Source organism: Gracilibacillus kekensis, from assembly GCF_900143085.1.
GTDB lineage: Bacteria > Bacillota > Bacilli > Bacillales > Amphibacillaceae > Gracilibacillus > Gracilibacillus kekensis.
Window position 1 is genome coordinate 433,120 of sequence record NZ_FRCZ01000001.1, and the last position, 15,088, is coordinate 448,207.

The following is a 15,088-nucleotide window of genomic DNA, read 5'->3' on the forward strand; positions in this document are numbered from 1 at the left end:
AAATGTCATTATTGTCCGTTCTAAAAAGCAGTTTTATTCTTGTGTTGATCAGTACTAGTCTAGTTATCACTTTCGGTTTTGTAACTAAACCGGTTAAAACCGTACCACTTCATGAAGATACAATACTTGTCGCACACCGCGGAGCCTCTTATCATGCGCCCGAAAACACTTTGGGAGCCTTTCAAAGAGGAATTGAGCTGAATGCAGATTATTTAGAATGTGATGTCCAATTAACAAAAGATGGTCATGTTGTAATCATGCATGATAAGCGAATCGATCGCACCACAAATTTCTATGGCATGGTTAAAGATTTAACGCTAGAAGAATTAAAAAAAGTCGATGCTGGCCTCATGTTCAGCACAGATTACATTGGTGAAGAAATTCTCACATTGGAAGAATTACTGATTGCGTTAAATCCAGGTGCAGGAATTATGATTGAAATCAAATATCCAGATCTATATCCTGATATTGAAGAAAAAGTAGTCAATATCATAAAAGATTACCAGGATAAACACAAAATAATCGTACAATCTTTTGATTTTGATGTCATCAAAAAAGTAAAGAAATTGCTTCCTGACGTAGAAACAGGTGTTATTGTATCTAAAAGGAAACTAAATACGACTGAAATTGCAGATTTAGCTAACTATGTAAATGTTATAAACTATAATGTAAATTATTTGAGCAAGGATATTGTAGAAGCTGCTCACAATAATGACATCATGGTTACCGCATGGTCCATCAAGAAGCAAAAACATTTTAATAAAGCAATGGAATTAGGTGTTGACGGGATTGTGACTAATTTTCCAGATTGGATTATTAAATAAGCAGTTAGATAATTTATTGATATTCTTTTTTATAATTTGAATCGGGATCATCAACAGATTTTTTTCTTTTCCACAAACACTCGATTCCTTTCCATATAAGATACAAAATTCCAATGGAGCCAGGAATACACTTAAGAAAAGAATGAGCACCGTTATGAAAAATTGCAATTGTAGAAAGTAGTGCGATACAAAGGATTGTCTTTTCATCCTAAAAGATAATTGAAATCCTATTGGTACGTCATAAACAATACGAGCAAAGGGATAAAAACAAAAGGAAACAATGAAATAGGTGTCTTTATTTGACGGATGAAAAAAAATAAAATAAATCACTACTGTTAACAGAAAAGCAATTGCATAGGATTTTAAAAAATACTTAACATTCACTTGGCTATCATGCTTTTCGTTCAATGCAATTGCAAGTGAGGAACTATTTGTAATTGAGGCGCGTTCATCTAATAGTCTAATCAATTGTTTCCTGTCTTTCCTTCTAACATTTGACAATATAATTGAAAATAAATCTCTTTTTCTTTTTAGAAACAATTTATCAAATTTAGTCCCTCTTTTTACAAGTTTCTCTCGATAGACTTCTTCATTCTTTAAAATTATATCTATATATTTATAAAAATTCATTTCTCGTATCTTATAACCTTCAATATCTTCCCATTTTACAAAATGTGGACGTTTGGAATTAGCATTTATTATTAGCCCTTCATTTTTTATAATGAGATATGGCGCATTTTTCAATAATTTTTTTATTAGTAAATAGATTATAAATACTGTGAACAGAAAAATAAAAGCGCTTATAAAGACAGCAGATGTATCACCATTATTGTATGCTTGTTCTAGTATAAAAACATCTAACACACCCATAGCGCTCATGATGAATATTAAAAATACTAACTTGAATTTTGATACGTAAAAGCAAAACTCATGAGATTTGTCCATATTGTTTACCTACCTATAGTGATTTTTATTCAATGATAACGAAGTTTGTTTAGTTATACTTACTGATACTTGTTACAAATCTTTTAAGTTGGTATTTACTATTAATTTAGTTATTATTGTAAAAGCCTTTACTTCTGTTCTCTTTAGTTTGAGGATAAACTTTTGTATAGAGAAGAGTGAATATCCAGGTAGTTAAGATATTTGGAATTAGGACAATTAAGCCAATTGGAGCAACAGTTATACCGACAATTAATAAATAGATAATCGATATATACATGCAAGTAAATACGAACAGAAACATATAAGAACATTGAGATAAATGGGTATAAATTCAAATTTGAGCCATAGTGTTTTGATTTTTCAATAAGTTTCTTATCCTTTTTAATTTCTTGTAGAGCAATCCTAAATGGATACAATAAAATATGCTTCATTTTTTCTCTTCACCCCGCACTCTCCTCAACTAATTCACTATCTGATTAGAATCCTTTAAGAATAATTTCCTTTTTATAATTATGATTAAAGAAGTTATTTCTTTCATCAAATTGAGCAAGAAAACACCTTTACCACTCACACATTTATTCGACAAAATCTAACTCAGTATTTTCTATTAGAAGCTCACCATTTTCATTTGTTAGTTGATTTAATAATGCCTCCCCTTCTTGATTTATATCTAATAAAAATGGAATAGTACTGTCTGTATTTATAATGCCAAAAGTGTCTTCTTCTAGGGTAACAGGAGTTTGCTCATAGATATATTCCCCTGTGTTCACATTACCCAGAGTAATTTCAAAATAGATATTTTTTATTGGTGCATGCAGTCTATTCACTGCAAAGAAAAGTAATGACATCGAACCATCTTCATAATCAACAATATTATACGGATAGACACTAAAATCATTTGGTAAACCTTTCTTAGGATCCGCTTCAATAGCAGCATTCAACTGAGCATACATCACATTATTTTCAATGGTCTTACCTGCTTCTTTGTCTATTTTCTGCAATTGCAGTTTTAAATCTGGAATGTTAAGAGATGTCTCGCTTTGTCCTATTGATTCAGAGTCTTCTGTAGCCTCTGTATCTTCTGTATTTTCAGTTTCGTCAATTAGTTCATCCTCGTCCAGATCGTGCTGATCTTCTTTTGTTATCACATCAGTACTTTCCTCATTTGTATCTTTTTTCGCTGTATCTTCATCATCGGTCTGAGTTACTTCCGTCTCTATAAAAGAGCTACACCCTACTAAACTAAGAACTATTATTAATAACGAGCCTAACCGTATTTTGTTCATTTTTTTTCCATCCTTACTTATCTTAAATTTATCCATACTTACTATTGTAGTATTGATTATGAAAAATGGTTTCTTAATTCTCCTGCTTTATTTTATAAAAAATATCTTTTAAGGTTTGGATTTGTAGTTCTTCCACGAATCAAATAGCTTCTCTTATTAAACCCAATTAGTTGCTACGATAGAAGTTAACTCTTGTAATGGGTAGGCGTTGAAGACTTATGCAGAAAATAAAGAATAGAAATAATGTGAAAAATAATAGAATCATAGACAAAGTTAAAAAATATATAATAGTCAATATTAGAAAACTAATGAAACCAATAATTGCCAACCACAACTCTAACTTATATATTCTTTTACCTTCGTCAATATAGTCCTCTATCATCTGTTTCGTTAAATTAATTTCTCTAACCTCTCCATACACTCTATGTGTATAAATCAAACGGCTTATAAAAAAACTTACACCTAATAATACAGTGAACAAAAGGATATTTGGGATTAGCGACAAAGGTGTTTGCATTCCTTGTAAGCCTCGCAATAATGCAAGAACGCCAAAGAAAGAAGCCCAATATAACCATTGATCTTCCTCTCTATGGAATGCTTTATATGAACGATTGGACTCTTTATTTATAAATATGGTGTACTGTTGGCGTCCTTTTTTATTTTCTGTGTATATTGGAATTAGGTCCATTAAAATCAGTCCTTGATATCGTATTCTCGTTTTTCAAAAGATACAATACTTTTTAAGAATCTTAGTATCACAAAGTTTATTCGGAATATCAGAATTTTCTCTGTGAAGTTGATTATTTTCTTCGATAATATACTAAAGTATAAGTGACAGTAATTTATTTTTGCTAGAGAATATATTCTCTTAATTTAGTTTATCTTTAGTTTATTTTTAATATTTAGTCTCTTACTGGCTTAATTCTCCCACTTAAATCATAGTTAAAACTATCAAAACGGTATTTACAATAAAGGATTACTAATTGCTCAGGAAGTACAAATATCATTACGTTAAATATAGTCATTTCAAGTATTACTATAAAGATAAGATCGATTTGCATAAGTTCAAAGTTTCTTATCATAAACTGGATAATAAAAGTAATTCCAATACCTATAGGAATTATAATTGGTAGAACTGATTTTGATTCCCAAGTGTTTCTCTGTTTATCTTTATATGTCCCTTTCCTATATTTACCTTGCTGTAATAGTAAATAAAATCGTATTGAAGTTATAATGAAAACTATGATACCAATAAAAAACATAATTATTGAAAATTGCAAGAGTACTTCACCATCATCTGTCATTTCTGTACCAATAGCTATTATTGAAAGTAAAAAACTTGAGATACCAAATAAATTTTGAGATACTATTATGCTTATTAAGTACTGAATGCGTTGGTACCTTCTATACACAATTGGGATTGAGTAAATTAAAGAAAGTCCTCCTAAAATACATGAAAACATAAAATGGAATTGAAATACTATATCTCTTAGTGGTAAATTTGAAAAGCCACTAATAAACCATTCAAGATATAACAATAATGCTTGACAAAATATTGCCAAAACGAATACAGCACCTAATGATATAGGGCTTTGTCTTTTTGACTCTAGTGGTTTTCTTAGAACTAAAAAATCTTCTTCAGATAATTTATTTAACAATTTGCTACCTCCTTAAGAAAACCAACCTTTTTCACCTATCGCATATCACCCTATTCTCTAGCTTTTATAAGTACTTCTTTGAAAAATTACCGATAATTAGCTGATTTTCTTAAATTTCACTCGAGTACTGCCATCTAGTACGGTAAGCGTGTTAGAAATGACTACAATTAACAAACTAAGAGTTGCAATAAATAACATGATTACATTACCTAACTGAACAAAAGCCCAAAAGCACATTATGGTAAATACCAAACAAAATACATATGCCAAAAAACATTGAATAACTTGTTTTAAAGACTTTGGCCTGATCCATACAAGTTTCTTTGAGTTTGTTTCATAGCTAATAACCGAATTAAATTTCTTTTTGTTTTTACTAGATAAATACACTCGTAAAATAACTACTATTAGTATGACAAAAGAAGCCATTATGACATTGACTTTGGGAGTACTTTGAATATTAAAATAATCTGCTAAAGGACTTAGTAAATTGGCTATAGCTAATGCTAAACCTGTTGTGAGGACAGTATTCGTATTATTATTTGTAGGATCGTTGTTCAAAAGTTGCAACTTCTTATCGCTAACTTGTTTATCAATTTTATAAATAGTGTTTGGAGCAATCCACGTTAGAAACGGAATAAGTATATTCCAAACAGATCGGCTCATATCCATTACAAATCTATCACCATCAATATCTAACATTCTGAATCTAATATTATTATATACGCGTCGCACTTCACAATTCATGAATATTTCCATCACCCAATTCAGAGGATTCTATTTGCATCCCCATTTATTACCTAGCCACTTTGTTTATAAATACCCGAATGATTCACCTTTATCGCATAAGCTTCAGCAAATAGCTTCTAGACCAACTAGTACAAAACAAACGTGTTTGTCATTCCACATGTTTGTTTCGAAGGATACATTTTTGATTCACTCTCCTAACCGATCATAAAATAAGTGGTAAAGATAATATATCAATCTCCACCACTTATCTCATTATTCGTCTAAATCCACATCTGCATTTTCTAATCTTAGATCAGTCGTTTGGTTGGTTAGCTGGATAAATAGATCTTCATCTTCAGGGTAAATATCTATCATAAATGGAACAGTACTGTCTGTTTCTAATATCCCCATAAATGTTTCTTCTAACTCAACTCGATGCTGATCGAATATATATTCTCCTGTTTCCGTATTACCAAGTGTCAGATCAAAAGAAATATTTTTTATCGGAGCATGTAATCTATTGACCGCAAGGAAAAGTAAAGAAAGAGAACCATCATCATACTCGATGATATCATGCGGATACACACTGAAGTCATTTGGAATACCTGCTTTTGGATCGGCTTCTACTACCGAAGCTAATTGACTGTATATCTCATTATTTTCAATGGTTATTCCTTCCTCCTCATCTATCTTTTGAACTTGAAGCTGGAGGTCAGGTATTGCGGAAGAAGATTGATCTTCAGCATTTACTTCGTCCGTTTCCACCGTGTTAGTTCCTTCATCAACTATTTCGTTCTCGTCATTTTCATCTTCCGTATCATTGGTTTCAGTTTGATTATTTTCACTTTCCTCAGTTCCTTCATTGGTTTCAGCTTCCTCTATATCTGATGTTTCTTCAGATGACGTGCTGCAACCTGAAATACTTATGATTAGTATAAGAAACATGCTCACTACTATTTTTTTCATTTCTATTCTCTCCTTCCGATTAAAGAGAACCATTCATTTAAGCAACTTGATGATAACCACTTTAATCTATATATGTTCTATTTTTTGTATGAATCGTCTATTTTAAATATTAGATTTTGCTTATTCTTTCCATGCTGTTATTTCAATCGTTTAACACCTACGCTCATTTCGAGAAATATGCTGCCGGAATGTGTCGTCTTATACTCTGCAAATACCGGTGTATTTTGTTGGAAACTATTTTGATTAATGTAGTTCATTAGTTCCCAAAATTGTACCTGTGATTGTTCATTAAAGTCATCTGTTACGCGTGTCATAATCATGGGACTTATACTCAAATAACTGTGAAATTTGATTTCTTCTTGTTCTTGTATCGTAAATGTGTTTTCCCATATAGGTAAAAATATTTCAGCACTCATAATTTCACTTGTCGGATCACTTAATATGGAAAAAAGCATCCTTCCATCTGGATGGTAATCATGTTTTTCAAGTATAGACTGAAAATCTTGTACAGCTAATTCTATTTCATCTGGATAAAATCGATAATATTTAGAAGCTACATTTCGATGGGCAATACGATGATTTTCTACAATCATAGTTATGCTTCTCCTTCCGTTTTCAGTGGAACATATAAATCTATCATATAATCATCGAATACTTCTAATAACACACAATAAAAAGTGTCTTTTATTGCAATATCTTTTTCTTCCGCATGCTGTTGGATTTTCTCAAGTGCAACATGAAAGTCCTTTGCTTCATCCGCTTGTCTTAGCACGAATGCTTCCGATATATGAAATCGCTCTTGAAAGCCAAATTCGGATTCTTCTTTAATCTGAACAGGGTTATTGATCGGAAGATAATAAGTAAAATTACCATATTTAGCTTCCCCTCGTTCAGGTTCTACAGAAAAAAAAGTTGGGCCGCTCTGATAAATTCCTTCAGCTAGCATAATCTCTTCCATCTTGTAAAACCCTTCTTGCCAGTCTTTTCTTAATTGTGTGGTTTGATATGTTATGACATTTTCAAATATTAATGATCTGTTCTCTATTTTCATGTTTATCACTCCTTTTCACCAGATCCGAATGAATAAATTTTGCCCTCTTTGTTGAAATTAAAGCTTTTGAATCTTTTTTTACAATAGAGTATGACTAATTGTTCAGGGAGTACAAATAACATGCCATAAAATAATATAATCCCAATTATACCAATCATTAAAATGTTTATATCAATAGAGCGTGTATGGCTTGCGATAAATTGAATAAAATAGACAATTCCTAATCCACCTATAACTGCGTGAGGTAAGAAAGACTTTGCTTCGAATTTTTGACGCGTTTGTGCTTTACTTGTATTTTTTCTATACCTTCCTTGTTTTAGTAACCTATAAAATCTTATATAGGTAACAATAAACACTAACAATCCTAGTACTAAAGTAAAAGTAGTAGCGAATATCAAAGCAGTAGTAGAAGCATCCATCTTCCATAAAGTGTGCAACGTGGCAATATAAAATGACACCCCAAAAAGGTTTTGAGAAATGATTATACTGAGAAAATATTGAGAAATCTCCATTTTTTTATAAACAGAGGGAATGCTAAAAATACCCGATAATATAATAATAAAGATTGTAATAATCGAATGTACGATAAAAATAGTAGTTTTATAAGGTAAATTTGATTCATCCCCTGCTACAACATGGACTAAAAAAACTATTAATGCTTGAAGAAAAATAGCCAATGTAAACATACCACCAAAACTCTGTGGACTTTGTCTGCCAGATTCTAATGCACCTCTTAATACATAAAAATCCTCTTCTCTTAATTTGCTTAAAAACATCTATTAACCTCCTACTTATCAGCTAAACCAACCGGTCAATTTATGAAAACCGTCCTTAGCTCTATCCATTATTGATTTTTTACTTTTTCCAAATTTAGTATTCAATAAAACATTGGCTCCAATGCCTGCTATTGCTCCTAATGCTGTCCCCACTCCAGGTATTGGAATAAAGGCTGTCCCTGCAGCAGTAAATGCCACTTGAACCGTACCACCTACTACCGTATCAATCGTGGTATCCACAGCTGCTCGGCCAACTGCTTTTCCTCCTGTCAAACCGTCTGCTAGTGCATCGTTATAATTACTGTATCCTGTTAATCCAGCCGTAAAAATACCGCCCGCTTTAGTCGCGCCTTTTACCAAACCACTCTTAAGTATTCCATTAGGATTTAACTCTTTAATACTATCAAGTGCGCCATGTTTTGCTGCTTCACCAACATTCTTCCATTTCACTGCAGTTGTCGCTTTATCATTATAAGCCATCATTGCTCGATGTTTATTTATTACTTCCTCACCTACCGAAGAATAAATTTGCTTTCCTTGTCCTTTATCATAATAATTAATTGGTGCCTTTGCATTTCCTGTTTTTCCACTCTGTTGTAAAGCGCGATTCGCATTCATATCAGGCTCAACACCTAATGCCCGTAACGCATCTTCAGAAGCATTAATTCGATAAGTTGTTTTTCCATTCTTTTTATACTCTGTTACACTTAATCCATTATCTTTTGCTGCCTTTGCAATAGCCAAACTAGTAACAGATCCCGTTGCAGTAGGTAGTGCATAATTTCCTAAAAAATCTTTCAGATTATCCGCTTTTTCCTTAAAGTTATGGTCCTTAAACCTGCTCTCACCTTCAACAGATCCTACTTTAGCTAACGTCTTCTCTATACGTTCAATTAATGACTTTGTTCGTGAGTCATTATAACTTCCCTCTCTAGTAAAAGATGCTAAATTACTATCAAGGTTTTCAATTAGCTTTTCTACTTCCTTTTTGTCATTAGTCACATCATAAAAAGTAGGTGCTCCTGCACTGGTAATATCTGAAACACTATTGATCGTTCGTTTAATTGTTAACTGAATACTGTCTAATTTCTGATAATCTAAATCAATCTGGTAATCAAGATCCTCTAAGTAATCGCTTTGTACTATTGCAATATCACTTGAATCAACATTAGAATTAAAACTATCACTGTGATTATTCAAATGATTAAAAAGATCTGTATGCAATTCCTCAAAAGCTTCTAAAACGCTATTCTTGTGAAAAGTCCAAAAGTAGTCTTTTGCATTTTTGGCTGCAAACCCTGAAAAAGAATCCATATCATCGATTTGCTGAATATTAGTCTTAATATTCTCTATACTTGCCTTTATTTGTGCAGAGGTAGTTTTTAAATCATTCTTGAATTCTAGAACCTCTGCTATATCTACTTTATTAACCAAGTTAAATTCCTCCTCGCTTAACGTATTGGTTCAGGGGCAAACTTAGCAGAATCAATTTGATTTCCAAGATTCTCATCCGTTTCTTGTATTTTCTCCCCGATAGATTGCAAAGTGATAATATCATTTTCTAACATTTCTACGTATCTTTTTAGTAATTCCATTGTTCTTAACGTATTTTCTAAATCATTGGTGAATGGAGTAATGTTCGTTTTATCAAATGTCCAATCATTTTTAATATTTCCCTCTAATTTGCCCTCAGACGTCCTGAGATTTGAAATATTTGATCGAAACACATTCATATTAATACTAACTTCTTTGGTCATTTACTCTCCCTCTCTTTCAGCAACTGAAATCTGGTAATTGAGTGAAGATAAAGTGTTCTGAAGATTGTTAAGACCATTCACATAATTATCTTGGGTTGTTGAATAACGACTTATATCTTCATCGATTGTTTCTTTTGCATCTTTTACTTTGTTTAGATAACCTTTTACACTACCTTTATAAGTAATATAAAAATCATCGAACTTTTCTTTTCCTCGACCTTTCCATTTACTATTTTCGATGGTTAAAGATTCAATCGAACTTTTAACAGAATTTAATTCTGATAAATTACTAGATAACGTGTTAGATGCTCGTTGTAATCTTGTTATCTTATCTTCTAATATAGAAATTTGTTCTCTAGAATTATTCATCCCTTGTAATACAGTACGTTTCTGTGCCCTTAATTGACTTAACGAACTCATATACTCCCTCCTCATCTAGGAACTTTTATTTTGATATGTTGATGGTCTCTTGCTACGTAGCATTCATATGCTTTTGGATAGGTTTCTTTGCGGATAAAAGGTTGACTGAAAATATCCTGATCTCCTAACCGCATACTGACGAGACCGACATTGGATAACTTACGAACTACTTTTGCCGCTTTTTCAAATCCTGTGCTGAGGTAGCTTGCATCCCCACAAATAACAAAATGTACATCCATGCTAGGACCTACCTCAAATAATGTTGTTACTTCGTCTTCTAATAATAGAGCTCTATCGACAAAATCCTTTAAGTCTTTGATCATAATCACCCATTTCACGCCATTATGATCACCTTTTGTCCGGTTATTAATTTCAGTTATGATATTCTTTTTGACATTCTGAATCCCGTCATTATCAGAAATATAAGCATTCATCGTTGCGCCAATATCTGCTAAAGATTGATCTGCACTATCAATAATCATCGTCTGAAACGGTTCTTGAAGTAATGTCATGTTCTTTGCGAGCGCATTTGTCATTTTATCCAGACCATCTCGTCGATCACTTACGACAGTAAGGAAATCATCTTTATCTGGATTAAAACCGATAGGTGCCACTTGTTCAAAATCAAGGCCAAGTGGTAATTCCTGTTTTTCTAGTAGCTTCTTCGTTTTTCGTTTTTGTTTAAATCCTTCAAAATCAATTGGGCCTTCTGGCATCATCGGAATTTCATCTGGTACTTCACCTTCCCAGAAATGATCCATTTCTCTTGCTAATAATTGAATATTCTCGATAATATCTAGCGGCTCTTCACCAGCTGCTGGTAAGCTTGCTTGGAATAAAGCAGGGTCATCTAACTTCACAATTCCTCGACCCGCTATTTCTTCAATTTCGAGGTCGGTTTTTCCTACAATGGTGCGGACTTCGACCGAATCGATCAGATACAAGGATAACTGTCGCTTAATATTTGATACGAGCGGCATTCTCATCGCACTCTGTCTACCTGCACTAATTGTCAGATGTATACCAATACTTGCCCCTTCTCGAGCGATCTGTGTGATCAATCGATCAAATTCATCACTAAAGTCTGTATCTTTCACAGAGTCATAGTTATCAATGGCTAATAGAAGATTTGGCACCAATTCTCCGCTCGCCTTCTCATACATTTCCATATCAGCGACACCATATTCACTAAGTTTCTTTTTGCGCTCAGAGATAGTGGTGTTCAACAAGCGTACCCATTTCGCCACCTTCTCTGTATCATCAAGTAAGATAGTGTCAGCGACATGCGGTAACGTTTTTAATGGTAAAAGACCATTTGTACCAAAGTCTAAGAGATAAACATGCAAATGCTCTGGATTATGCTGTTGAACTAGATTCATAATCACGGTTTGTAAGAAAGTAGATTTTCCATATCCCGGACTAGAAAAGACCGCTAAATGGCCATCCTTGGTAATATTAAGCGATAATGGTTCTTGTTTTTGCAGTTCTGGCTGATCGACCATACCAATGTTTGCTTCCAATGGTTTCTTCTGTTCTTTCCAAGCTTCTTTATAGTCTATTGAAATTATTTCTGATGCTTCAATTCGCTCTGCTAACGGTGGTAGCCATGGTCTCGGTAGGGCTTCTATTTGTTGCGCTACCGTATAATCATGAATATAATCTATCACCGCATCTAATTCTGTTGGCACACTTTCTACTTCTTCTTTCTTATCAAGTCCACTTAAGTCTTCTGTCAAAATATCATACTGACCTAAATCGTTAATTGCATAGATCGTCGTATCTACATATTCATGATCCTCTTTATCCGGCACATAATCGGCCCCACTCCAAGCACTTTGGAACAGTTCATATATCTCATTATTTCCGACCTGCAAATATGCACGACCTGGCAAGGTAATCTCTGCCGCATCTGGTGTTTTGAGCACTTCGTTGGAGTCACTTTCGTTTTGAACCTTTAACGCTAATTTGAATTTAGAGTTCGACCAGATTTGGTCATCCACTACCCCACTCGGCTTTTGTGTCGCTAAAATTAAATGAATACCAAGTGAACGACCGATCCTTGCTGTCGAAACGAGTTCCTTCATAAAGTCAGGCTGCTCCGATTTCAACTCTGCAAACTCATCAGATATTAGGAAAAGGTGTGGCATAGCCTCACTTGCTTTTCCTTGCTTGTATAATTTCTGATATTGATTAATATGATTGACATCATGCTCACCAAACAATCGTTGTCGTCGCTGTAACTCAGCTTTAATGGATGCTAATGCCCTCATAGATTGTGTACGATCGAGATTAGTAATGGTTCCCAATAAGTGTGGTAACTTCTTGAATAAATTCGCCATTCCCCCACCTTTATAGTCAATTAAGAGAAAGGCAACTTCATAGGGATGAAAGTTTACAGCCAATGATAATATATAAGATTGAATAATTTCAGACTTACCAGAACCTGTTGTCCCTGCCACCAAACCGTGTGGACCGTGTGCTTTTTCGTGTAAATTCAATTGGACAAGGTCATCTTTACCACGTAATCCCAATGGCACTGCCATCGTTTTATAGGTTTCATGCATTGCCCATCTTTCGGTAATGCTCAGTTCCTCTACCTTTTCTACTCCATACATTTCAAGAAAGGTGACACTTTCTGGTATGGAGTTTTTCAAGCTTTGTAAATGGTTTAAAGGTGCTAGACCTCTCGCCACATCTTCTTTGTTAAAATCCGCTGGAAAGTGATCAGGTTTAAATTTCCTGTTCACTAACTCTCCTTCTTCTAATAAGATATTTCCATTCTTGGAGTCTCGTATGTCAATTACTGTTTTGACATGCTCTGGTAAAGATTGCATCACATCTTGTACAAATACAAGGGACACTCCTAATTCACTAGGATCCTCATTAAAAAATTCCATAATAATGTGGTCTAAGATTAACTTTTCATCTGTAATAAAAATTACGTAATGTGGTGTAAAAAAGAGTCGTTCACTCGAGTTAGCTTTTTCGTCTAATAACTGCTTCCGCTCTTTTAACACTTGATACATCGAATGTAAGACTTGATCTCTGGAACGTTCATGGTAAACAAAGCCCCGGACATTCAAATCCTGTAAGCTAGCTTGTGGCAACCATCGCATCCAGTCCCAGTTTGGCTTTTCTTGCTCAGGGAAGATCGTAATGAATTGCACTTCATGATAACTGTGAAAAAGTGATAATTGCATAGCTAAAAGCTGTAATTGTTCTAAAACGAGTTCACGTTGTCCAATATATCCTACAGGACCTTTCGTTAAAGATGTAACAACCGGAACATCCGTTAGTCCTTGGAATTGCGAACGTAATTCTCTTGCAGCGTCTACTAATTCATCTTTATCCTGCGTGAATTCTTCCTCGCGAAACTCAATCTCAAAACTCGTATCCACATCACCTAAACCTGCACGAAAATGAAGAAAATCATGATGATACATATTTTTCTCATAAATACGCGCATTTACTTCCAATGCCATTTCTCGTATTTTCTCTACATTCGGATAATGATACATTAAGGCATGACGTTGTTCTTCTGTTGCATGATAAAGTTCTTTCGTTTTTCGTTCTAAGTATTCGTGAAATGTCTTCGTTCTATGTTTGGTATCCACTTTATATTGTTTGACACTTTTCACGTAGGTAGTGATCGAAAAGATAATGGTAGTAACCGTCATCGCCAGCATCACAATAATGAAAATCCCTCTTGGTTGTATAAGTGATATGATGATTAAAGCCACAATCATGACAAGAGGTGGAACAATGGTACGAGCCAACTGTTCACTAGGTTTTGAAGGTGGTGGTGATGGCTTAGCAATAGTGCGCTTATCTTCTGGTTCACGATAAATAATACGTGGTGAGCGGTGGTAATCCGGATATTCCGAACTAAAACCATCCTCTGAATCGATTAGCTCTATTAATTGAGAAGAAAGCTTTCTACCTGATGGATATACTTCCACATCCTCTTCCCTGATAATGATTTTGACGCCTTCGAAAAAGAGTTGATCACCAATACCAATTTGTTCGTTTCCTTGTGCCCGTGAAAAATTATGAAATACCTCTCCATCATGAACTTCAAGTCGAAATCCATTCTTTTCTCGAAGAAGCACTAAATCAGCATCTACGCCCTCCAGCATAATATCATCATAGTCATTTTTACTTACAGAAAGATGTGACAGACCTGCAATATCAAAGAGCTTCATCTCATCTGTTGTTGTAAGGTAGAAAATAATCGTTTTCCCGTTGGATAATGAAATTTCTTTGCTCGTCTCCAGTCGCTCATCTACGACAAAACAGGATTCACCATCCCAACGAACCGATATCGATTGCTCGACAGACAAAAAAGTCATCGTGTCTGTCCAATCATCACCCACTGTCATATTCTTAGGTGAACGATCTGGCAATTCCGTTTTATGTAATTGCGCCCCATCATGTACTATCAATGTTTTCTCTACCATTAAATTCAACCTCTTTTCCATTCCACAACATCCATCTTATTTTTATTTATTCTAATCGTTAGCAAAACTCATCTAGATGTTACCTCTTGATTCAAGGTGCTCTAGCGGATTACGTAGTGATTAGATCCATTGTTACAGTCACAATCTTTTTATCCTTGTAAAAATGAATCCCATGGACATCGATAGAATGACCTCTTCAATTGTCCATGAGCATTCCTATTT

The 15,088-nt window shown here is 34.0% G+C and carries 14 protein-coding genes; 1 reads left to right on the plus strand and 13 read right to left on the minus strand.

All coding sequences use genetic code 11. The features are described 5' to 3' along the window. The first annotated feature begins 2 nt into the window (after positions 1 to 2). Positions 3 to 824 carry a glycerophosphodiester phosphodiesterase gene (locus BUC25_RS02070; RefSeq protein ID WP_073199199.1) on the plus strand — a complete coding sequence of 274 codons (822 nt, stop codon included), beginning with the start codon at positions 3 to 5 and terminating at the stop codon, positions 822 to 824. On the opposite strand, the gene BUC25_RS02075 is transcribed toward BUC25_RS02070, so the two are convergent. The 13 genes from BUC25_RS02075 to essC all read right to left on the minus strand — a co-directional run bounded on the left by BUC25_RS02075 (position 774) and on the right by essC (position 14,866). Beyond that, positions 774 to 1,769: an STM3941 family protein gene (locus BUC25_RS02075; protein WP_073199201.1), complete on the minus strand. Its 996-nt coding sequence runs from the start codon at positions 1,767 to 1,769 to the stop codon at positions 774 to 776. The genes BUC25_RS02070 and BUC25_RS02075 overlap by 51 nt on opposite strands. Positions 1,770 to 2,344: 575 nt before the next feature. Further along, entirely contained in the window at positions 2,345 to 3,055 is a 711-nt protein-coding gene (locus BUC25_RS02085; protein WP_073199203.1) for a hypothetical protein, read from the minus strand. Between the two features lie 166 nt (positions 3,056 to 3,221). Next, the gene (locus tag BUC25_RS02090; protein ID WP_073199204.1) at positions 3,222 to 3,743 is read right to left on the minus strand and encodes a hypothetical protein; all 522 of its coding nucleotides are present in this window, start codon (positions 3,741 to 3,743) and stop codon (positions 3,222 to 3,224) included. Positions 3,744 to 3,957: 214 nt separating this feature from the next. After that, entirely contained in the window at positions 3,958 to 4,713 is a 756-nt protein-coding gene (locus tag BUC25_RS02095; protein ID WP_073199206.1) for a hypothetical protein, read from the minus strand. Positions 4,714 to 4,809: 96 nt separating this feature from the next. Next, positions 4,810 to 5,469 (minus strand): DUF443 family protein, encoded by a 660-nt coding sequence (locus BUC25_RS02100; RefSeq protein ID WP_084543323.1) that lies wholly within the window; start codon positions 5,467 to 5,469, stop codon positions 4,810 to 4,812. A gap of 243 nt (positions 5,470 to 5,712) precedes the next feature. After that, complete coding sequence (locus BUC25_RS02105) at positions 5,713 to 6,405, minus strand: hypothetical protein (protein WP_073199210.1); 693 nt, start codon at positions 6,403 to 6,405, stop codon at positions 5,713 to 5,715. A 137-nt stretch (positions 6,406 to 6,542) separates the two neighbouring features. Then, positions 6,543 to 6,998, minus strand: coding sequence for a DUF5085 family protein (locus BUC25_RS02110; protein WP_073199211.1), 456 nt, complete (start codon positions 6,996 to 6,998; stop codon positions 6,543 to 6,545). Positions 6,999 to 7,000: 2 nt separating this feature from the next. After that, entirely contained in the window at positions 7,001 to 7,456 is a 456-nt protein-coding gene (locus tag BUC25_RS02115) for a DUF5085 family protein (RefSeq protein WP_073199213.1), read from the minus strand. A 5-nt stretch (positions 7,457 to 7,461) separates the two neighbouring features. Beyond that, a complete protein-coding gene (locus BUC25_RS02120) occupies positions 7,462 to 8,232 on the minus strand; it encodes a hypothetical protein (RefSeq protein ID WP_073199216.1) in 771 nt (256 codons plus the stop codon). Between the two features lie 18 nt (positions 8,233 to 8,250). Continuing rightward, the gene (locus BUC25_RS18925; RefSeq protein ID WP_084543324.1) at positions 8,251 to 9,666 is read right to left on the minus strand and encodes a T7SS effector LXG polymorphic toxin; all 1,416 of its coding nucleotides are present in this window, start codon (positions 9,664 to 9,666) and stop codon (positions 8,251 to 8,253) included. A gap of 17 nt (positions 9,667 to 9,683) precedes the next feature. Beyond that, entirely contained in the window at positions 9,684 to 9,989 is a 306-nt protein-coding gene (locus BUC25_RS02135) for a TIGR04197 family type VII secretion effector (RefSeq protein ID WP_073199218.1), read from the minus strand. Next, complete coding sequence (locus tag BUC25_RS02140; RefSeq protein ID WP_073199219.1) at positions 9,990 to 10,409, minus strand: YwqH-like family protein; 420 nt, start codon at positions 10,407 to 10,409, stop codon at positions 9,990 to 9,992. Between the two features lie 11 nt (positions 10,410 to 10,420). Continuing rightward, on the minus strand, positions 10,421 to 14,866 hold the full coding sequence (gene essC, locus BUC25_RS02145; protein WP_073199221.1) for a type VII secretion protein EssC: 4,446 nt from the start codon (positions 14,864 to 14,866) through the stop codon (positions 10,421 to 10,423). Between the last annotated feature and the right edge of the window lie 222 nt (positions 14,867 to 15,088).

Bases quoted from the DNA above. Each gene is read 5' to 3' on its own strand.
- BUC25_RS02070 (WP_073199199.1), top strand. From the start codon at position 3: ATGTCATTATTGTCCGTTCTAAAAAGCAGTTTTATTCTTGTGTTGATC.
- BUC25_RS02075 (WP_073199201.1), bottom strand. From the start codon at position 1,769: ATGGACAAATCTCATGAGTTTTGCTTTTACGTATCAAAATTCAAGTTA.
- BUC25_RS02085 (WP_073199203.1), bottom strand. From the start codon at position 3,055: ATGAACAAAATACGGTTAGGCTCGTTATTAATAATAGTTCTTAGTTTA.
- BUC25_RS02090 (WP_073199204.1), bottom strand. From the start codon at position 3,743: ATGGACCTAATTCCAATATACACAGAAAATAAAAAAGGACGCCAACAG.
- BUC25_RS02100 (WP_084543323.1), bottom strand. From the start codon at position 5,469: ATGGAAATATTCATGAATTGTGAAGTGCGACGCGTATATAATAATATT.
- BUC25_RS02105 (WP_073199210.1), bottom strand. From the start codon at position 6,405: ATGAAAAAAATAGTAGTGAGCATGTTTCTTATACTAATCATAAGTATT.
- BUC25_RS02110 (WP_073199211.1), bottom strand. From the start codon at position 6,998: ATGATTGTAGAAAATCATCGTATTGCCCATCGAAATGTAGCTTCTAAA.
- BUC25_RS02115 (WP_073199213.1), bottom strand. From the start codon at position 7,456: ATGAAAATAGAGAACAGATCATTAATATTTGAAAATGTCATAACATAT.
- BUC25_RS02120 (WP_073199216.1), bottom strand. From the start codon at position 8,232: ATGTTTTTAAGCAAATTAAGAGAAGAGGATTTTTATGTATTAAGAGGT.
- BUC25_RS02135 (WP_073199218.1), bottom strand. From the start codon at position 9,989: ATGACCAAAGAAGTTAGTATTAATATGAATGTGTTTCGATCAAATATT.
- BUC25_RS02140 (WP_073199219.1), bottom strand. From the start codon at position 10,409: ATGAGTTCGTTAAGTCAATTAAGGGCACAGAAACGTACTGTATTACAA.
- essC (WP_073199221.1), bottom strand. From the start codon at position 14,866: ATGGTAGAGAAAACATTGATAGTACATGATGGGGCGCAATTACATAAA.